The organism is Luteimonas abyssi (assembly GCF_001482195.1).
GTDB classification, from domain to species: Bacteria; Pseudomonadota; Gammaproteobacteria; order Xanthomonadales; family Xanthomonadaceae; genus Luteimonas; species Luteimonas abyssi.
In genome coordinates this window covers 224,621-243,073 of the sequence record NZ_KQ759763.1, presented here as the reverse complement: position 1 = coordinate 243,073, position 18,453 = coordinate 224,621, and the positions used below count along the sequence as shown (strand labels likewise).

The 18,453-nt window shown below is 68.6% G+C and carries 16 protein-coding genes; 9 read left to right on the top strand and 7 right to left on the bottom strand.

Going from position 1 to position 18,453, the window contains the following annotated elements; genetic code table 11:
- Positions 1-112: 112 nt before the first annotated feature.
- Positions 113-1,213: an MBL fold metallo-hydrolase gene (locus RG19_RS00890; RefSeq protein WP_058833616.1), complete on the bottom strand. Its 1,101-nt coding sequence runs from the start codon at positions 1,211-1,213 to the stop codon at positions 113-115.
- A 117-nt stretch (positions 1,214-1,330) separates the two neighbouring features.
- Here RG19_RS00890 and RG19_RS00885 point away from each other — a divergent pair, with 117 nt between their 5' ends.
- From RG19_RS00885 to RG19_RS00875, 3 genes are all read left to right on the top strand, one after another.
- Entirely contained in the window at positions 1,331-1,957 is a 627-nt protein-coding gene (locus tag RG19_RS00885; protein WP_058833615.1) for a TetR/AcrR family transcriptional regulator, read from the top strand.
- 71 nt (positions 1,958-2,028) lie between these two features.
- On the top strand, positions 2,029-2,973 hold the full coding sequence (locus RG19_RS00880; protein WP_157515119.1) for a GAF domain-containing protein: 945 nt from the start codon (positions 2,029-2,031) through the stop codon (positions 2,971-2,973).
- Positions 2,974-3,211: 238 nt separating this feature from the next.
- Positions 3,212-4,447, top strand: a complete 1,236-nt coding sequence (locus tag RG19_RS00875) for a glycoside hydrolase family 64 protein (RefSeq protein ID WP_058833614.1) — start codon at positions 3,212-3,214, stop codon at positions 4,445-4,447.
- A 79-nt stretch (positions 4,448-4,526) separates the two neighbouring features.
- Here the strand turns inward: RG19_RS00875 and RG19_RS00870 are convergent, their stop codons facing one another.
- Complete coding sequence (locus RG19_RS00870) at positions 4,527-5,297, bottom strand: SDR family oxidoreductase (protein WP_058833613.1); 771 nt, start codon at positions 5,295-5,297, stop codon at positions 4,527-4,529.
- A gap of 99 nt (positions 5,298-5,396) precedes the next feature.
- On the opposite strand from RG19_RS00870, the gene RG19_RS00865 reads away from it, so the two are divergent.
- Entirely contained in the window at positions 5,397-6,305 is a 909-nt protein-coding gene (locus RG19_RS00865) for an AraC family transcriptional regulator (RefSeq protein WP_058833612.1), read from the top strand.
- Positions 6,306-6,453: 148 nt separating this feature from the next.
- Complete coding sequence (locus RG19_RS00860) at positions 6,454-7,305, top strand: alpha/beta fold hydrolase (RefSeq protein ID WP_058833611.1); 852 nt, start codon at positions 6,454-6,456, stop codon at positions 7,303-7,305.
- A 108-nt stretch (positions 7,306-7,413) separates the two neighbouring features.
- Here RG19_RS00860 and RG19_RS00855 read toward each other — a convergent pair whose 3' ends face one another.
- Complete coding sequence (locus RG19_RS00855; protein ID WP_058833610.1) at positions 7,414-7,794, bottom strand: DUF6968 family protein; 381 nt, start codon at positions 7,792-7,794, stop codon at positions 7,414-7,416.
- A 181-nt stretch (positions 7,795-7,975) separates the two neighbouring features.
- Positions 7,976-8,809 (bottom strand): glycoside hydrolase family 16 protein, encoded by an 834-nt coding sequence (locus RG19_RS00850; protein WP_162267037.1) that lies wholly within the window; start codon positions 8,807-8,809, stop codon positions 7,976-7,978.
- 342 nt (positions 8,810-9,151) lie between these two features.
- Here RG19_RS00850 and RG19_RS00845 point away from each other — a divergent pair, with 342 nt between their 5' ends.
- Both RG19_RS00845 and RG19_RS00840 read left to right on the top strand, forming a co-directional pair.
- The gene (locus tag RG19_RS00845) at positions 9,152-10,156 is read left to right on the top strand and encodes a lytic polysaccharide monooxygenase (RefSeq protein ID WP_082672395.1); all 1,005 of its coding nucleotides are present in this window, start codon (positions 9,152-9,154) and stop codon (positions 10,154-10,156) included.
- Between the two features lie 257 nt (positions 10,157-10,413).
- Positions 10,414-13,383 (top strand): TonB-dependent receptor domain-containing protein, encoded by a 2,970-nt coding sequence (locus RG19_RS00840; protein ID WP_058833607.1) that lies wholly within the window; start codon positions 10,414-10,416, stop codon positions 13,381-13,383.
- Positions 13,384-13,501: 118 nt separating this feature from the next.
- Here the strand turns inward: RG19_RS00840 and RG19_RS00835 are convergent, their stop codons facing one another.
- The gene (locus tag RG19_RS00835) at positions 13,502-14,089 is read right to left on the bottom strand and encodes a class I SAM-dependent methyltransferase (RefSeq protein ID WP_058833606.1); all 588 of its coding nucleotides are present in this window, start codon (positions 14,087-14,089) and stop codon (positions 13,502-13,504) included.
- Entirely contained in the window at positions 14,086-14,244 is a 159-nt protein-coding gene (locus RG19_RS17475) for a hypothetical protein (RefSeq protein WP_157515118.1), read from the bottom strand. The genes RG19_RS00835 and RG19_RS17475 overlap by 4 nt, the downstream gene beginning before the upstream one ends.
- A 246-nt stretch (positions 14,245-14,490) precedes the next feature.
- On the opposite strand from RG19_RS17475, the gene RG19_RS00830 reads away from it, so the two are divergent.
- The gene (locus RG19_RS00830; protein WP_202905302.1) at positions 14,491-15,369 is read left to right on the top strand and encodes an AraC family transcriptional regulator; all 879 of its coding nucleotides are present in this window, start codon (positions 14,491-14,493) and stop codon (positions 15,367-15,369) included.
- 478 nt (positions 15,370-15,847) lie between these two features.
- The gene (locus RG19_RS00825) at positions 15,848-17,041 is read left to right on the top strand and encodes a S1 family peptidase (RefSeq protein ID WP_058833604.1); all 1,194 of its coding nucleotides are present in this window, start codon (positions 15,848-15,850) and stop codon (positions 17,039-17,041) included.
- On the opposite strand, the gene RG19_RS00820 is transcribed toward RG19_RS00825, so the two are convergent.
- On the bottom strand, positions 17,031-18,419 hold the full coding sequence (locus RG19_RS00820; RefSeq protein ID WP_202905301.1) for an NTP/NDP exchange transporter: 1,389 nt from the start codon (positions 18,417-18,419) through the stop codon (positions 17,031-17,033). The two genes, RG19_RS00825 and RG19_RS00820, sit on opposite strands and share 11 nt — an antisense overlap.
- Positions 18,420-18,453 lie beyond the last annotated feature (34 nt).

Genomic DNA, 18,453 nt, shown 5'->3' with positions numbered 1-18,453 from the left:
CGCCTCTGTGCCGGGTCGACGGCCAGGCCCTTCCGTCACGCGTCGGTCGCGCATATCGGGTGACGACCGGCGGAGAGCGGTGCCGTCCAGGAGGGAGGCCAGGACGCGGGCGTCACGGATCGCGCCACCACGGCGTCGTCGGTCCCGGCGCACCCAGATCGACGCGTTCGCCCATCCGCGGCGTGGACAGGGCGACGCCGCGGTCGCCGGCGAGCGCGCTGACCCGTTCGAACGGCTCTTCCCAATCGTGCATGGCGAGGTCGAACGTGCCGTTGTGGATCGGCAGCAACCAGCGGCCGCCCAGGTCCTGGTGCGCACGGACGGTTTCCTCCGGCTGCATGTGCACGAATGCCCAGCGCCGGTCGTACGCACCGGTCTCCAGCATGGTCATGTCGAACGGGCCGAACCGACGCCCGATTTCGGCGAAGCCGTCGAAGTAGCCGGTGTCGCCGCTGAAGAACAGGCGCAACCCCGGGTCGTCGGCACCGGCGGGAGGATCCAGGATCACCCACGAGGCCCACAGCGTGCGGTCGCCGTCGAACAGCCCGCGGCCGGAGAAATGCTGGGCAGGCGTGGCGACGAACCGCAGCCCGTCCACCTCGGTGCCCTGCCACCAGTCGAACTGCCGCACGCGCTCCTCCGGCACGCCCCACGCCACCAGACGATCGCCCACGCCCAGCGGCGTCAGGAAGACCTCGGCGCGTTCGGCCAGCGCGCGTACCGTCGCCCGGTCGAGATGGTCGTAGTGATCGTGCGAGAGCAACACCCCGCGCAGCGGCGGCAGATCGTCGAGCGCGATCGGCGGCGCGTGGAAGCGCTTCGGGCCCGCCCATTGCACCGGGGATGCGCGTTCGGCGAACACCGGATCGGTGATCCAGTAGCCGCCGCGCAGCTTCATCAGCAATGTGGAGTGGCCGATCCGGAACAGGCTGCGATCCGGTGCGGCGTCCAGGTCGGCGCGGGTGAGCGACAGGATCCGGGGGGCATCGGTGGGCACGGTGCCTGCGGGCTTGTTGAACAGGAAATCCCAGAACAGGCGCACGCCGGCCACGAACCCCACGGCCGGGCGCGGCTCGACGTTGCGGAAGCGGCCATCGGCGGCCTGGGGTGAGGCGGCGTAACGTTCGGGTGCCACGCGCAGTGGCGAGAGGGTGCAGGCGGTCACGACAAGGACTCCCAGGACGAAGACGGTGGCGACAAGGGCGCGCCGCATCCAGCGAGTGCGACGGGAGAGGGCGGCAGCGGCAGGCATCGGGCAGCTCGACTAAACTATACCGTGCAGTTTATTTATCCGGACCGGAAAGTAAACCCCTCGGTGTAGAATTTCGCGATGACACGCGCACCCGACCCCACCCCTGCGCCCTCCCGGCTGACCGACCGCAAGCGTGCGGCGATCCTCGACGCCGCCATCGCCGAGTTCCGCGCCACCGGTTACGAGGCCACCAGCATGGACCGCATCGCCGCCAGCGCGGGCGTGTCCAAGCGCACCGTCTACAACCACTTCCCCGGCAAGGACGCGTTGTTCGCGCAGATCCTGGAGACGATGCTCGAACGCGCACATGCCCAGGCGGACCGCCCGTATCGTCCCGATGCGCCGCTGCGCGCGCAGTTGCTCGACGTGGTCCGGGCGAAGCTGCGGATGATCCATGAAGCGGACTTCATCGATCTCGCCCGCGTCGCGCTCGCCGCATGCATGCACTCACCCGATCTGGCCCGCGACATGATGGCGCGCCTGGGCACCCGCGAAGCCGGACTGGTCACCTGGATCCGGGCCGCCGCCGACGACGGCCGGCTCGACATCGCCGATCCGGCCTTCGCCGCGACCCAGCTCGAATCGCTGATCAAGGGCGTCGCCTTCTGGCCGCAACTCACGCTCGGCCAGCCGCCGCTGGGCAAGGCGCGTCAGAACGTGGTGGCCGACGAGGCTGTGGACATGTTCCTCGCCCGATACGGCTGAGGCGAGCGGCCCGGCCTGCACCGATCAGGCGTTCGAGGCACACTGCCCTCCCCCTCTCCATGGAGATGCGCATGACCGGCACCCCCATGCCCTCGTTCGACGAGGCCGCACGCCAGCACGCACTCGACCGCTACCACATTCTCGACACCCTGCCCGAAGCCGCCTACGACGACATCGTGCAGTTGGCCTCGCAGTTGTGCGGCACGCCCACGGCGCTGATCACCCTGATCGATCGCGACCGCCAGTGGTTCAAGGCCCGCACCGGGTTCGACGACACTCAGACCAGCCGGAGCGTCGCGGTGTGCGACCACGCCATTCGCGCCCCCGGGCAATTGATGGAGATCGAGGATCTCGCGCAGGATCCGCGGTTCGCGTCCAATCCCTATGTCAGCGGCGACATCGGCAGCGCGCGCTTCTACGCCGGAATGCCACTGACCACGCCCGAGGGCGCGGCCATCGGCACCGTCTGCGTGGTCGACGACCAGCCGCGCACGCTGGACGAACGCCAGCGCACGGCCCTGCAATCGCTGGCGCGGCTGACGATGACCCTGCTCGAGGCACGCGCGCGCGAGCGCGCGCTGGAACACGAGACCTTCGTCGCGACGACGGTGCCCGCGCCCGCGACGCCGGAAGGGCAGGCCCCGGACCGTTACCTGCTGGCCCTGATGGAGCTGCAGGATCTGGCCGGCGCCACCGAGCGCCTCGGGGAACGCACGACCGAGAAGCTCCTGCAGCGCCTGGACGAGGCCCTGGAGGGGGCGCTGCCCGACGGCGGCCGGGATGCGATCAACCGCACCAGCGGAAGCGCCGAATACGTCGCGATGCTGCACGGCCCCGAAGCGGCACGGACCCTGGATCGGCTGCGCGCACTCCTCGACGCACAGGGCGACACACACGGGCTCCTGTTCCTGATCGGCGTGGCCGACGCCGACACGGCGGAAACACCGGGCGCCGTCTTCATGCGCGCCGACGCGGATCTGCTGCAGCGCAGAACCGAGAGCCTCTCCACACCCTGAACACGCCCGCAGCGGTCGCCCGCCTGTGGCGGGTGCACCGGTGCGCGTGCGACGCAGGTCGCGTCCCGGACGCCTGTCGACGCTCGACCGGGAGAATGACAACGCTGTCACACATGGGCCTTCGGGCCGGTGCTACGGTCCGTCGCGCCCGCCACCCGCGGGTCACCGTGCCGGACGCATGGGGAATTCGGCGCGTTTCTCACAACAATGCGCATGACGCGCAGGGAGGGAAGTCGCGATGAAACGCATGTTCGCCTCGTTGGCCTTGCTGATGTCCATGGCGCTCGCGCCGTCGGCCGACATCAAGGCCCAGGAATGGAACGAGCAAACCGTGTTCGAGGTCGTCAACCAGACGCGCGGTGCCTGGACCGATCAGGACATCCACTGGGCCATCGTCGGCCGGCGCTGGTCGGACGGTCATTTCGTCTGGGTCGATGCGCAGGGCCAGCAGATCCCGATGTCGGTGGACGACAACGGCGCGCTGGTCAAGAACGGCGAGACCTACACCAACTATTTCCATCGTCTGTCGGACGTGCCCGAGGTCAGCATCGCCCCGCTCGATTCGGCGCGCATCATGCTCTCGGTGGGCAGCCCGATGTACATCAAGGTGCTGATCGACGCCGATGGCAATCTCGGTTACGCCGGTGCCGACATCCAGAACCCCACCGACGCCAACCTCGATGTCGTCTTCGACTTCGGCGAGATGGCAATCATCCCGATCGACCGTCCCGACCGCGGCATCTTCGTCAACACCTCGCGCGTCGACCAGTTCGGCTTCCCGCTGCAACTGCGCGTGCAGGGCCTGGGCGGCTACGACGAAACCGTGGGCGAACGGGTCGACACGCTCACCCGCGACCAGGTCTTCGAGCGCTTCGTGCAGCGCGTGCCCGCGGAATTCGCGCATCTGGCGCAGATGCCGTACGCACCGCACCGGATCGTGGCGCCCGCGCACGGCGGCTTCGGTTACGGGCGCCAGCACGCGGATTACCTGCAGCCCTACATCGATCACGTCTGGGAACGTTATCGCCACGAGGATCTGGTCTTCACCCTGCCCAACCTCGGCACCTTCACCGGACGCGTGCAGGGCGACACGTTGCGCTTCACCGGCGGCAACCAGAACGGCACGTTCTTCATCAACGGCAAGCCGAACACGCAGATGGTGATGCTGGGCGAGGGCCTGCTCAACGATGCCGCCAACGCCGCGCCGCAGGACATCGACACCCAGCTGCAGATCCAGGCGCAGGTGGCCGCGGCCCTGAACCGGCACGTGATCGAGCAACCGGCGCAGTGGTACGACGCCGCATTCCACTATCCCAGCGGGCAACTGGCCAACCGCTACGCGCAGTTCTGGCACGGCGACGACATCGCCCATCGCAACCTGGCATACGGGTTCTCCTACGACGACGTGGGCGACCACAGCCCGTCGCTGCACACGCAATCGCCGACACGGGTGACCTTCACCATCGGCTGGTGATGCACGCACGCCCGCGGTCGGTCATCGGCCGCGGGCGCTTGCGGTGGCACGCGACATCCCGACATGCCGACGTCGCGCATCACGTTGCGACGCCGCTCGCCGCAGGCTGGACAGCCAGCGCCAGCGCCACCGCGTCCGCACCCGCGGGCAGGCGCGCCGGCGCATCGGGATCGGTGGCCGCCTGCCAGACGGCCTCGGCCACGTCGCGCGGCCGGGTGACGTCGTCTCCCCGGCTCTGGAACGCCCGCACGACGTCCTGCAGGGTCGGGCGGTAGGCGTCGGGCATGTCGCCCATGTGCGCACGCGCGCGCTCGCCGAACCGGGTCGCCGGCGACGCGCCCGGTACCACCAGGCGGGTGCGGATGCCCAGCGGTGCCAGCTCCAGCGCCAGCGACTCGGTGAAGGCGTTCACTGCCGCCTTGCTGCCCGAGTACACCGCCAGCAGCGGCATCGGCGCCAGGGTCACCGCCGAGGTGACGTTGACGATCGTGCCGGCACCCCGGAGACGGAACTGCGGCAGCACCGCGCGCGTCATCGCGATGGTGCCCAGCGCGTTGGTCTCGAAGACATCGCGGACCACGTCCATCGTGTGGGCTTCCAGCGGATACAGCAGACCGACGCCGGCATTGTTCACCAGCACATCGATCGGCCCTGCCGCGGCGACGGCCTCGCGGATGCTGTCGGCATCGGTGACATCGAGCGCCAGGAGCTGCAGGCGCTCGGACGCCGGCAGCAGATCGGGAGACGGCGTACGCATGGTGGCCACGACCTGCCAGCCGCGGTCGAGGAACAGCTTCGCCGTCTCCAGGCCGAAGCCGGACGAGCAGCCGGTGATCAGGACGGTGGGCATGGGGAACTCCTGCAGTGCGAGGGGGATCGCCTACGTTAGGGGGCAAGGGTCGGACCGAATACACTCCTGAGTCCGATATCCGTTGGCAGGAGTCCGGACATGATCGATCCCATGGCCGAAGTGGTCGGCCTGCTGCAGCCCCGTGCCTCGCGCACCAAGAGCGTCACCGCGGCCGGTGCCTGGCGGCTGCGGCGCGACGACGCGGGCGCGCCGTTCTACGCCGTGGTGCTGGAGGGCAGCTGCCGGCTCGCCATCGACGGCCTGCCGCCGATGGACCTGCAAGCCGGCGATTTCGTTCTCTGCCCGGCGTGGCCCGGCTTCACCATCTCCAGCCTGCCCACTGCGGGGACGCCCGACACCACCGTCACCGTGCCGCGAATCGTCGAGGATCGGCTCCACATGGGCCGCCAGGACCTGCCTCCCGACACCCGCTACCTGGTCGGCGCGTGCGAGTTCGACGCCTCCGACGCTCACCTGCTGACGCCGCTCCTGCCCCAGGTCGTGCTGGTGCGCAACGACCCGCGCCTGTCCGCGCTGGTGCAGTTGGCGATCGAGGAGTCGCGCGCGCAGCGGCCGGCGCGGGAGGTCGTGCTGGCGCGCCTGCTCGAAGTGCTGATGATCGAAGCGTTGCGCACCACCACCGCCGGCACGCACACCGCACCCGGACTGGCGCGCGCACTGGCCGATCCGCGCCTCGCCCAGGCCCTGCGCGGCCTGCACGCGCGGCCCGGCCATCCCTGGACGGTGGCGCAACTGGCCGACGAGGCCGCGCTGTCGCGCTCGACGTTCTTCGAGCGCTTCCAGCGCGCCCTGGGGGCCACCCCGATGGACTATCTGCTGGCGTGGCGCATGGCCATCGGCAAACGTCTGCTGCGCCAGCGCGAGGGCAACATCGCCGAGGTCGCCGAACGCGTGGGCTACAGTTCGGCGAGCACCTTCAGCGTGGCGTTCAACCGGCATGTCGGCCTGCCGCCGGGCCGGTACGCGCGCGCCGCGGCGGCGGCCTAGCGCGACACGCACACGGTCGCGACGCCCGCCCGCATCATGCGCGCGGTCGACGCGCGGCGACCGCGACATCCACCGCGGCAACCGTGCGCGCAGGACGCGCGTGAGACAGCACCGGCTATCCTGCGCCCCTCTCATCGCCGGAACCGCCATGCACGCCGTCGTCGCCACCACCGACCACTTCGTCGAGCACGACGGCGGTCGCCTGTTCGCACGCCGCTGGCAGGTCGGCCCCGATGCGGCCGGCGACGGACGCGCGCCCATCGTGCTGCTCCACGAATCGCTGGGCTGTGTCGCCCTGTGGCGGGATTTCCCGCAGCGTCTGGCGCAGGCCAGCGGCCGCGACGTGGTCGCCTACGACCGGCTCGGTTACGGGGCCTCCGACCCGCATCCGGACCGGCTCGCCCCCACCTTCATCGAGGACGAGGCGGACGCCGGCTTCCGCGCCGTACGCGAGGCGTTCGGCCTCGATACGTTCGTCGCCCTGGGGCACAGCACCGGCGGCAGCATGGCCGCGGCGTGCGCGGCGCGCGCGCCGGATGCCTGCCGCGGGCTGGTCACCCTCTCGGCCCAGGCGTTCGTCGAGGACCGCACGCGTGCCGGTGTCGCCGCGGCGCAGGCGAAGTTCGCGCAGCCGCGACACCGCGAACGCCTGACGAAGTACCACGGCGGCAAGGTCGACTGGGTGCTCGATGCCTGGTACGACGCCTGGCTGTCGCCGGCGCTGGCGGGCTGGACGCTCGACGCCGATCTGCCTCGTGTCCGCGCGCCCACCCTGGCCCTGCATGGCGACCGCGACGAGTACGGCTCGCCGGCGCATGCCGAGCGCATCGCCGGCGGTGTCGGCGGACGCGGCCGGTTCGAGCTCCTCAGGGACTGCGGGCACCTGCCGCACCGGGACCAGCCCGACGTCGTGATCGAGCGCGTGTGCGACCTGCTCGCAGAAGTGGACACGATGGACGCGTCATCGTGGGAGACACCGCCGACCCCGGGCGTTCGGTAGTGCCGCTGCGGATGCGCGACGGAATCGGGATCGGGGTCGGGAACGATCAGGCGCCAACAGGTGGTATGGCGCCCAGGTGAACCGCGATGCTGACCGCGCGTCCGGCGGTCAGCGGTCCGCCGGGGGAGACGGTGGGGAATCCTCCGAGGGATCGGCAGGCGATGCGAGCGCGGCGTACAGCGGCCCCGCACCCCAGCCTGGCGGGAGATCGAGGTCGTGCTGCCCCCAGAGCGTGAGCCGCCCCGCCTGGTAGACCGCACTGCCGGTCAGGTCCATGTGCGCGGCCTGCATGGCAAGCATCAGGGCCTGGACGGCATCCTCGCCGAACGTGCGGTCCTCGGCCGCGCCGTCCGGCCAGGCGATCGTCCAGGCGCAGCAGTACTCGCCGGTGGGCTCTCGCCGCGGCGCGAAGAAGCGCACGGCCAGCGCGCGCCCGTCGAGTTCGAACACACGCTGCACGAACGGCTGCGTCGGATCATCGTGCTGCATCGGTCGATCACCCCGGGGTGAAAGCACAGGGAGCGCATGATGCCGCATCCCATCGCACGACACGACACGCGCCGCCGGATCCGCCCCGCCGCCGAACCCCGCCGCTTCCCGCGTGTCCGCGTGCGCCGCGCAGACCATTCACCGGCGCACCTCGCCGCATGGACGGTGCGGCCGGCTCGCCTCAGTTCGGCGACGGCCGGTCCAGCACTTCGATCCAGTCGACGCTCATGCCGTGCCAGGCCTGCTGCGCGGGATTGCTGGTGGGCTGCAGGCTCGCATCGAACGCCTGCGACCAACTGCTGTCGGGCGCCCACGCGTTGACGAACAGATGCATCGGCTGGGTGGGCACCTGGCCGCCGTAATAGCCGCCGATGTAACGCCACTGACCGTTCGGCTGATCGACGAAGAACTCCAACACGCCCTGCCCCCAACGGATCGTGTAGGTCTGCCAGCCGCCGATATCGAAGCCGAGCGGTTCCAGGCGCGAGATCTGCGTGCCGAACTGCGGATGCTGGTCGATGTCGTAGTGAGGGTCGTCGCGATTCCAGTTGTGCCACGTGGAGATCAGCATGCTGTCGTCGGTGCGGTTGGCCGCGGCGTTGGTCAACCACTCGATGTCCGCCTCGTCGGACCGGAACGCGCCGTTGCGCTGCCCCTGGCTGTAGAGGAAGAACGCGGTGACGATGCCGCGCTGGTCCTGGCCCCAGATCCGCGCGCGGATCCTGAAGTCCAGCACGCGGCCGGGCGACGGCTGAAACAGCCGCTGCGTGCGCATCGAGGTCTGCGCCAGGACGCCGGGAGCGCTGGCGTTGTAACGCCCGACCGACACGTCCATCGCGCCCGAGCCGTTGACCCAGCCCGCCTGACCGAACTTCCCGCGGCCCTGGTAATGGTCTTCCACCCACCACTGCGACGGCGTCGAGCCGGCCGCGCCGTTGAAATCATCGCGGAAGATGCGCGTCTGCGCGCTCGCCGCACCTGCATGCACGCTCGCGATCACGAGCAGCCATGTCATCCAGACCATCGACCGTACAGACATCCCTGCGCTCCCGGTGTCGCGCTGCGTGCGCATCCGCAGGATTACCGAAGGCGGCGCGGCGACGTCAACGGAAATCGCGCGTGCGGATCCGTTTCCGAGGCCTGATACCGGATTGGACGAGCGCGCGGTCGCATTTTCTGGCATGGGCGGAAACAGCGGGATACGCCGCACAGATTCGGCCGGACACGCGACCTAGGATCGATCCGAACGGCGTGGCGAAGCGCCGTTCGCATCCGGACGCATGGCGCGTCCGGCCTCGACAGCCGACGCACTGGTCTCGCGTTCCATCGGACGTCCACTCATCCGCAGGGAGTTGCCATGAACCGCTCATCCGCTCTGTCTTTGCATGCCGCCGCGCTCTACGCCACCACCGCCCTCGCCCTCGCCCTGCCGTCCCCGCAGGCCAGCGCACATGGAAGCTTCACCGTCCCGGAAAGCCGCATCTACAAGTGCTACCTCGGCAACCGGGAGAACCCGGCCGATCCCGCCTGCCGCGCCGCCTGGGCCGTCGCGGGCTCGCAGCTGTTCTACGACTGGAACGGCATCAACCAGGCCAACGCCAACGGTAACCACCGCGCCGTGGTCCCCGACGGGGAACTGTGCAGCGGCGGAAACCCCACCTTCCGCGGTCTCGACGTGATCCGCAGCGACTGGCAGACCAGCGACGTGCCCGCCGGCAGCCACTACACCTTCACCTTCCACGCCACCGCGCCGCACGCGACGCGCGACTGGGTGTTCTACGTCACGCCCGAGGGCTGGAACCCCAGCACCCCGTTGCGCTGGAACGACATGCAGGAATTCTGCCGCGCCGGCTCGACTCCGCTCTCGGCCGGCAACAACTACCACATCAGCTGCACGCTGCCCGCGCGCAGCGGGCGCCACGTGATCTACAACACCTGGCAGCGCTCCGATTCCACCGAGGCGTTCTATTCCTGCATGGATGTCCAGTTCAGGCCCTCGGTGCTCGCCGCGGGATCGACTTGGGCCGAGGCCGGCCGCCTGAACGTGGTCAACGACTATCCGGTCGGCACCGCGGTCACGCTGCGCGTGTTCAATGCCGACGGCAGCGATGCCGAGTCGATCCGCACGGTGCTGGCCGAGGGCGAGACTTCGGTGATCGACTGGCCGCGACGCGTGGGCGAGGAGGTCAATGCGCGCGCCCGCTTCGCGCGGGTCGGTGAGCGGATCGCGGACACCGACGAGGTCCAGGTCAAGCGCGCGGGCATCGGCCAGCAGGTCTGGGTCACCGGACGGCGTTCGTTCGCGGTCGACGTGGAGCTTCCTGAATCCGATACGCCGTATGCGGACGAGCACGTGCACTGATTGCGGTCCCGGAGTGGACGTTCCACATTCCACCTCCCGCCGGAGCGCCTTCGACCCGGCGGGACCCATCAGAGCCCGCTCCGGCGGGCTCTCTTTTTGCCTGTCGAGCAGCGCGAACGCCCTGCTGCCGGACCGACGGTAGGGTGCTCCCCGCCTCGAACGTTGTATCCGCCGGGAGCCAGGGGATGCAGGCGCAGCATGTGCGGCGATGCGGACGACTCGATTCTCCCGTCATTTCGCCATCTTCGGAGATTCACATGCGCAACAGAGCCACCTTCGGCCTGGCCCGTACGCCCCTGGCCATCGCACTCCTGGCCGCGACCGGCACGCTCCTGGCCCAAGACGCCACGCAGCCCGATGCCGTCGAGATCGATCGCGTCAGCGTGACCGGCACCCGGATCGCACGCGAGGGCTTCGTCGCGCCATCGCCGGTCACGGCCGTGTCAGCCGAGGAAATTCGCGCGACGGGCGCGGTCAACATCGGCGAAGTGATGACCAAACTGTCGCAACTCACGCCGACCTTTACGACCGGCAACTCCACACGCTTCATCGGCACTGCGGGGCTCGGCCTACTCGACCTACGCGGCATGGGAACTGCGCGAACACTGGTTCTGGTGAACGGCCGCCGCCACGTCGGCGCGAGCGCCGGCTCAACGGCGGTCGATGTGAACACGATTCCCGTCGAATGGATCGAGCGTGTCGAAGTGATCACCGGTGGCGCATCGGCCGTCTACGGCGCCGACGCCGTGGCCGGCGTGGTCAATTTCATCATGAAGAAATCCTTCGATGGCATCGAGCTGCGCGCCCAGCGCGGTGCCGCTTCCGAGGGCAGTCATGACCGCAAGTTCGTCAGCATCTCAGGCGGCAACGACTTCGCCGATGGCCGAGGCAACGCAGCGATCGCGTTCGAGCGCAGCGAGCAGAGCCGCTTCGGACGCGGCGATCGCCGGATTGGTCGCCGGCACCTCGTCTCGGTGCCCAACCCCAACTTCGATCGTTCCCAGCCTCCCAGTCAGAGCAATCCGCAGAACGTCGTCAGCGGCCCAGGCGGCAACCATTCCTTCTCGTACGGAGGCACGTTCGACGTCGACACGTTCGATTTCAGGAATCCATCGAGCTGGGGCAATCGCTACATCCTCGAGCCGGATGGAAGCTTCCGACGCAACCGCTACGACGGCGTCGTGGTCTCCAACAGTTCCTGCGTCGATTGCGACTTCACCGATCTGAACGCGGTGGAGGACCTCGAACCCGCCTTCGATCGCACCAGCGTCAACACGATCGTCAACTTCGACCTGTCCGACAACCATCGCCTGTTCTTCGAAGGCAAGTACACCAAGACCGAATCCAACTTCTTCACCACGCCTTCGTTCGACATTCCGGTCCTGCTGCGCCGGGACAGCGCGTACATCTCACCTGCACTGGGTGCACTGATGGACGCCAACGACCTCTCGGCGCTCACGATCAACCGGATTCACGCCGACGGCGGCCTTCGCGGCGAACTCGTCGACCGCAAGACCAGCCGGTTCGTGGTCGGCCTGGAGGGGTTTCTCGGCGACAACTGGACCTACGAGACATCATTCAACTACGGCGAGACATCGATCGACCGCCTGAACCTCAACAACCGCATCAACGACCGGTTCTATGCAGGGCTCGACTCCGTGATCGATGTCGATGGCCGCGTGCGCTGCCGTGTGGATGTCGACCCGGCGGCCATCAATCCGAACACGGGCGAGTCCTACAACAGCTACGCGCGCTCCGGTTGCGTGCCGTTCTCGATCCTCGGAAACGGCGCCATCAACCCCGAAGCAGCCGCCTGGTACAACATCGACACGCTCAATACGTCGAAGATCAAGCAGACCGTCTACAGTGCCTCGGTGGGCAACAGCGCATTGTTCTCGCTGCCGGCCGGTGACGTTGGCTTCGCCGGCGGCCTGGAGTACCGCAAGGAAGAGAGCAACGAGATCGCCGATCCGCTGAGCGCACTCGGGCTGACCTTCCTCAACGCGATCCCGGACTCGGGTGGACAGTACGACGTGCGCGAGGCCTTCGTGGAAACCTCGATTCCACTGCTGGCGGGGCTGCCCGGCGTCGAGCGTCTGGCGCTCGACCTGGCAGGCCGCTACTCCGACTACAGCACCATCGGATCGACGAAGACCTGGAACGTCGGCCTCGACTGGCAGGTCATTCCGTCACTGCGTGTCCGCGGCACCGCTGCGCAATCGATCCGCGCACCCAGCATCAGTGAACTCTTCGGCCCGCAGTCGGAGAATTTCGCCTTCATCGACGATCCGTGCAACGAGCTGCCGACCAATGGCAACAGGCCCGAAAATGCGCGCAATCCGGCCTTGCGCCGCGCCAACTGCGCCGCGCTCGGCGTTCCCGCCGGCTGGATCGATACGGTGACCGCCAACCGGCCCGGGCTGAGCGGCGGCAACCCGGACCTCATGGCGGAAACCGCAGACTCCGTGTCCTTCGGCCTCGTCTGGCAGCCGGCGTTCATCGAAGGACTCGGCGTGTCGGTGGACTACTGGCGGATCACCCTGCACGACGCCATCGGCTCCGTCGACGCGGAAACCAACGCCACGCGCTGCGTGGACTCACCCGGCGGCATCGACAATCCGTTCTGCGACACGTTCGTGCGCGCGCCGGCCGGCGGCATCACCATCGATGGCCGGGCGTTCCCGGGGCACAGCATCACCTCATGGGTCGCGCTCGACGAAAACCTCGCCAAGTCGCGTCGCGTCGGCGTCGACTTCGAAGTCGACTACCGCTTCAACCTGCTCGGCGGCACCACCATCGTGCGCGCGGTCGGTACCCGTCTGCTGCAGTCACGCGAATGGGAGTTCCAGGATTTCCCCGACGATTCCGAGAGTTTCCTGAAGTCCACATCCAACCCCCGCTACCGGGCCAACCTCGAGACGTCCTACGCGCGCGGTGATTGGAACGCCAACTGGCGGATGAACTACGTCCACGACACCTTGCGTGTGGACCCGGACAGTTACGCCACGAACCCGGGCCAGTCCAGCCCGATCCGCAACGGCGCACATGTCACGCACAACGCCCAGATCGGCTACACGTATCCCGACTCGGGCATCAACGTGTACATCGGCGCCAACAACCTGTTCGACAAGGATCCGCCGCTGAACTACTTCGGCTCCGGCGTCGGTTCGGCGAACTACGACTCGATCGGCCGCTTCGTCTATCTGGGCGCGACCTACCGCTTCTGACGGTCACGACAAGAACACTTCTCTCCGTGTTGCTTGTCGGGAGCCCGATTCGTCGGGCTCTTTTCTTCGACCGATCTCGTACGGCAGGCTGCGCATGCCGAACCATGGACGATCGCTTCTACACCGTGTGGGCCCGTCGCCGGATCCGGTAGACCGCCGCAGGCGGCAGGTTGGCGAGGGTCCCGCCGGCGAACGTGGCTTCCAGACCGAGGCGGTCCAGCACACGCCTGGGCACCGGACAACCGGGGCCGTAGGTGAATTGATGGAACTGGCCGTCCGCGCGCAACTTGCGGAACGCGGAGATCAGGATCGACGCCACCTTGCGCGGCGGCATCGACAGCAACGGCAGGCCGCTGACCACCGCACCGGCCGACCGGCCGTCGAACAGCGCAGCGCCGTGCACGCGGGCGGCATCCAGGCACAGCACACGGGCGGCGGGATAGCGCAGCGCGAGCATGGCGGCGAACCGGCCCTCGAACTCGACCAGCGCGAGATCCTCCTGGCGCACGCCACGCGCGATCAGGGCGCGGGTGAACACACCCGTCCCGGGACCGAGTTCGATCACCGGCCCGGTGTCGGCCGAGATGCCGGCGCAGATCAATCGCGCGAGCGCCTGCCCGGAGGGTGCGATCGCCGCCACGCGCAGCGGATGCCGCAACCAGGCCTGGAAGAAGCCGGCATGGCCGGCCGCGCACGCGCTTTTCATCGGAAACTCTCCGGTTCGTGGTCATCGGGATGGCGGGCCGGACGCGCGACGCGATCCTTCGCGGCGGCATCCTCGGCGTGGGTAACGCGCACGCGAAAACGCGCCGCGCGCGGCGGGCATCCGGTGCGCGAACGCGCGAGAAACGGGATCTCCATCGGCACTTGCCGTCCGGCTTGCTGATTATGTAAAAACGAATCTCCGGCGGGTCTGGTCGTTCATTCCGACTTGCAAACTACCGAACACGCCGGAACCCCAAAATGCCCATTCCCCCAACAAATTTGCCTAATCCTGCAAGCGCTGCGACACGGGCGCCCGCGGCATCGTCGTTCGCCCCATCCACACCCGCGCCCGCAGCCGTGGCCGGAGCGCCGCTGGCGTCATCCCCGCTGGCGTCCGCTCTCTTGAGCGCCGCCACCGTCTACCTCGACAACCACGACGGCCAGGAGGGTTACTTCTCGATGCCGATGGGCGGTGTGCATGTCCTGCACTGCTTCCGCCGGGTCATGGCCAACCATCGGGTCTACAAGCCGTCGTTGTGTATCGTGCTCCGGGGCGCGAAACAGATCGTCTTCGGCGGCGACATGCTCGCCTACGGTCCGATGCAGTGCCTGATCGTGAGCATGGACATGCCGGCCTGCGGACAGATCGTCGAGGCGAGCCCCGACGAATCCTTCGTCGGCATCACCATCGATCTGGATCCCGCAGTCATGCACGAGGTGATCGAACAGATGGATGCGCCTCCGGTGGCTCCGGCCGACGCGGGCCCCGCCCTGTTCGTCGAATCGGTGGACGCGCCGCTGGCCGAATGCCTGCTGCGCTTGTTCCGGCTGGCCGATCAGCCGCAGGCGGCCCCGGTGCTGCACCCCTCGATCATGCGCGAGATCTACTACTGGCTGCTGAGCGGCCCGCACGGCGGCGAGCTTCGCAGGCAGGTACAGCCGGACACCCACAACGATCGCATCGTCAAGGCCATCAGCCTGCTTCGCGCCAACTACACCCAGCGGGTGCGGGTCGAACAGCTGGCCGACGTGGCGCGCATGAGTCCGTCGTCGTTCCATCAGCACTTCAAGGCGATGACGTCGATGACGCCGCTGCAGTTCCAGAAGCAGTTGCGCCTGCTCGAGGCACGTCGGCTGATGGTGGCCGAAGCCGCAGGCGTGGCGGATGCGGCGTATCAGGTCGGCTACGAGAGCGCGTCGCAATTCAGCCGCGAGTATTCGAGGATGTTCGGCGCCTCGCCCAAGCGTAGCGCGATGGAACTGCGGGCCACGATGGCCTGACGCGCGCACGACGACATATTGACCACGCGCACAGTTCGGAATATTCGACGCCTTCGCTGCACTCCACGTGCCGTCATAACGCGCCGCAGTTGGCATTTTCACTGCACGTGCGCACTTGACCCGCCCGATCGGAGCGCCCTACGTTCGAGGTGCGCCGCCGACCAGCCGCACGTCTTCGTGCCGCCGGTTGCGGCGCGCCGCATCAGGCAGGGCCGGACCGGCCGCCGGCGCGTTGGATGGCAGTTGCAGTGCTCGTGGTCGTGTCTTCCTGCGGAAGGATTCGCGATACCGATCGTTCGACCCGACGCCGGCCCCAGCGACCGGCCGTCGATGCCGTTTCGACCCGGTATCGCCGTGAGTCGGAAGACCGGATCGTCGGGCCATGCGGTGCCGACGCCTTGCAGACTGCACCTGTTCCTGCGTGTCGCACGACCCGCCCCTGCCGCGGCCCACTCGATCGCTACACGGAGGAAGCACGATGCAATCACTGCATACAACGGCACGTCGCACCCTGGCCCTGGCCCTGATCTCGGCGGTCGCCGCGGGCGGGAGCGCGTTCGCCGCCGGTCCGGACCGTCCGCATCTGGATCCGGACATGGTGGCCGCACTGGAACGCGACCTGGGCATGACCGACGTCCAGTACCTGAAGGCCGTCGAGACCGAACAGCAGGTGCCGGACCTGGAAGCCGCCGCGCAGGCGCTGTACGGCGACAGCTTCGCGGGCACCTGGATCGAGTACGACGCCGCCGGCAATCCGCAGGTGGTCGTGGCCGCGGCATCCACGGACCTGCAGGGCGCGCAACGTCTGGCGCCGATCGAGGGTGCGCACACCCGCCAGGTCACCTACAGCCTGTACGACCTCGAACAGGCCATCGGCGCGCTGGACCTGTCCGCCACCTCGCGGGTCATGCGCCGCCTCGACGGCGTGCAGTCCTGGGGCATCGATCTGCCCAACAACCGCGTCGTGGTCACCCTGTCGCCCGGCGCCGAGCGCAAGGCCTCGGTGATGGACTTCCTGGTCAACAGCGATGTCGATACCGGCATGCTGCACTTCGAGGTGTCCGAACAGGTGCCGACCACCCTGATCAACATCTACGGCGGCATCCGCTACAACAGCTGCTCGATCGGCTTCCCGGTCACGCGCGGTTCGACCAAGGGATTCGTCACCGCCGGTCACTGCGGCCGCACCGGTAATACCGTCAGCATCAACGGCACCCCGGTGGGCACCTTCCAGGCGAGCAACTATCCCGGCTCCGATGCCGCGTGGGCCACCGTGCGCCAGCAGGACACCCTGTTCGGCCGCGTGTGGCAGTACAGCGGCAGTTCCACCACGCCAGTCGTCGGCAGCGCAGAGGCGTCCGTCGGCGCTGCCGTCTGTCGCTCGGGATTCCGGACCGGCTGGCGCTGCGGCACGATCACCCGGACCAACGTCAGCGTGAACTACGGCGACGGCAACGTGCAGGGCCTGCGCGAATCCAACGCCTGCGCCGGCCAGGGCGACTCGGGCGGCTCGTGGATCTCCTCGGCGGGTCATGGCCAGGGCGTCACCTCCGGCGGCGCGCTCGGCAACGACGGCACCAACTGCGGCATTGCCCAGAGCCAGCGCCGCACCTGGTATCAACGCCTCACCCCGATGCTCAGCTCCTACGGCGTCAACCTGGTCACCAACTGACCGTCACGACGGACCGCACCACCCCGACACCCCGACACCCCGGCTTGCCGGGGTGTCGCGTATTGGAGAACCGCGAAGGCCGGGGTCCGTGCCGATCGCCCGCCTCCCGCCGCGCCGGCAGACTCAGGCGATCGGCGTGCCGGCCCACCGACCACCCGAGAGCCGCCCATACCAGCGCGCAGACGGCACCGATCACCGCCACCAGCGCAGTGCCCTGGCCGAGCACGTCCACGATGCTCCGGCACCATGCGCTCGCCGCATCGCCGGCGCGATAGACCGCGGTATCGATGACGGTCTTGGCCCGGTAGCGCGTGCGCGTGCCCAGCGGCGCGAACAGCAACTCGCGGCCCGGCCGGACGAAGGCGTACTCGCCGATGCGCCTGATCACCAGCAACACCGCCAGCATCGCGAACCCGGGTGACAGCGCGAGCGCCACGAAGCCCACGCACACCACCACCGGCACGATCGCCAGCCACGCCCCCAGCCCCAGCGTCCCGATCGCACGCCCGGTCACGAACAGCTGCAACAACAACGCACCGACCTGGACGGCCACATCGAACAGGCCGAATACGCGGATCTGCGCGGTGCGGTCCGGAAACCATTCGGCCACCAGCCGCATCTGCTCGATGTACAGCAGCGTCGTCGTCGCCGCGAGCAACAGGACGAAGCCCGCCACCGCCAGCAGGTAGCGCGAGGTCAGGACCTCCGCGAAGCCGGCCAGCGGATTGCCGCCGATCGGCGCGCGCGCATCATCATCGCGACCGGCACCGGAAAGCTCGGTGCCGCGCACCTTCGCGCGCCACCGCAACAGCGTCGTATTGCATGCCAGCGCGACGCCGAGAAGCGCCGCGGCCAGCAGCACGAGCCCCGCTTCACCGAGCGCGCCCGCCAGCACCACGCTGGCCGCCGGCCCGAGGAGGCCGCCGACACTGGCACCGGCCGCGAGAAAGCCGAACAGCCGTCGCGCCTGCCGTGCATCGAACACATCGGTCATCAGACTCCAGGTGACCGAGACGACCATCAGGTTGTAGATCGACAGCCAGACATAGAACGCCCGCGCCACACGAACGTCCTCGCCGGCCATCTGGAAGAGCCCGGCGAACAGCAACAGGTTCACGCAGAAGAAGCCGTACACCCCACCGGCGAGCTGCGTGCGCGGCAGCCGGGCCGCGACCCAGGCGTACGCCGGCACCACCGCCAGCGTGCCGACCAGATTGGCGGTGAACAGCCACTGCAGATGTTCGACACCGCCCGCGATACCCATCGACTCGCGTACCGGCCGCAACATGAAGTAGCCGGTGAACAGGCAGCAGAACGACACGAACGCGATCAGGGCCGGACGCAGTTCCCCGCGCCCGGCCCCGATGCAGTGCGCCAACCGCGCCATCGACACGCCGGCGACACTGCAACGC

Excerpts from the sequence above, each read along its gene's own strand:
- RG19_RS00890 (WP_058833616.1), bottom strand. The coding sequence starts at position 1,213 with ATGCGGCGCGCCCTTGTCGCCACCGTCTTCGTCCTGGGAGTCCTTGTC.
- RG19_RS00885 (WP_058833615.1), top strand. The coding sequence starts at position 1,331 with ATGACACGCGCACCCGACCCCACCCCTGCGCCCTCCCGGCTGACCGAC.
- RG19_RS00880 (WP_157515119.1), top strand. The coding sequence starts at position 2,029 with ATGACCGGCACCCCCATGCCCTCGTTCGACGAGGCCGCACGCCAGCAC.
- RG19_RS00875 (WP_058833614.1), top strand. The coding sequence starts at position 3,212 with ATGAAACGCATGTTCGCCTCGTTGGCCTTGCTGATGTCCATGGCGCTC.
- RG19_RS00870 (WP_058833613.1), bottom strand. The coding sequence starts at position 5,297 with ATGCCCACCGTCCTGATCACCGGCTGCTCGTCCGGCTTCGGCCTGGAG.
- RG19_RS00865 (WP_058833612.1), top strand. The coding sequence starts at position 5,397 with ATGATCGATCCCATGGCCGAAGTGGTCGGCCTGCTGCAGCCCCGTGCC.
- RG19_RS00860 (WP_058833611.1), top strand. The coding sequence starts at position 6,454 with ATGCACGCCGTCGTCGCCACCACCGACCACTTCGTCGAGCACGACGGC.
- RG19_RS00855 (WP_058833610.1), bottom strand. The coding sequence starts at position 7,794 with ATGCAGCACGATGATCCGACGCAGCCGTTCGTGCAGCGTGTGTTCGAA.
- RG19_RS00850 (WP_162267037.1), bottom strand. The coding sequence starts at position 8,809 with ATGACATGGCTGCTCGTGATCGCGAGCGTGCATGCAGGTGCGGCGAGC.
- RG19_RS00845 (WP_082672395.1), top strand. The coding sequence starts at position 9,152 with ATGAACCGCTCATCCGCTCTGTCTTTGCATGCCGCCGCGCTCTACGCC.
- RG19_RS00840 (WP_058833607.1), top strand. The coding sequence starts at position 10,414 with ATGCGCAACAGAGCCACCTTCGGCCTGGCCCGTACGCCCCTGGCCATC.
- RG19_RS00835 (WP_058833606.1), bottom strand. The coding sequence starts at position 14,089 with ATGAAAAGCGCGTGCGCGGCCGGCCATGCCGGCTTCTTCCAGGCCTGG.
- RG19_RS17475 (WP_157515118.1), bottom strand. The coding sequence starts at position 14,244 with ATGGAGATCCCGTTTCTCGCGCGTTCGCGCACCGGATGCCCGCCGCGC.
- RG19_RS00825 (WP_058833604.1), top strand. The coding sequence starts at position 15,848 with ATGCAATCACTGCATACAACGGCACGTCGCACCCTGGCCCTGGCCCTG.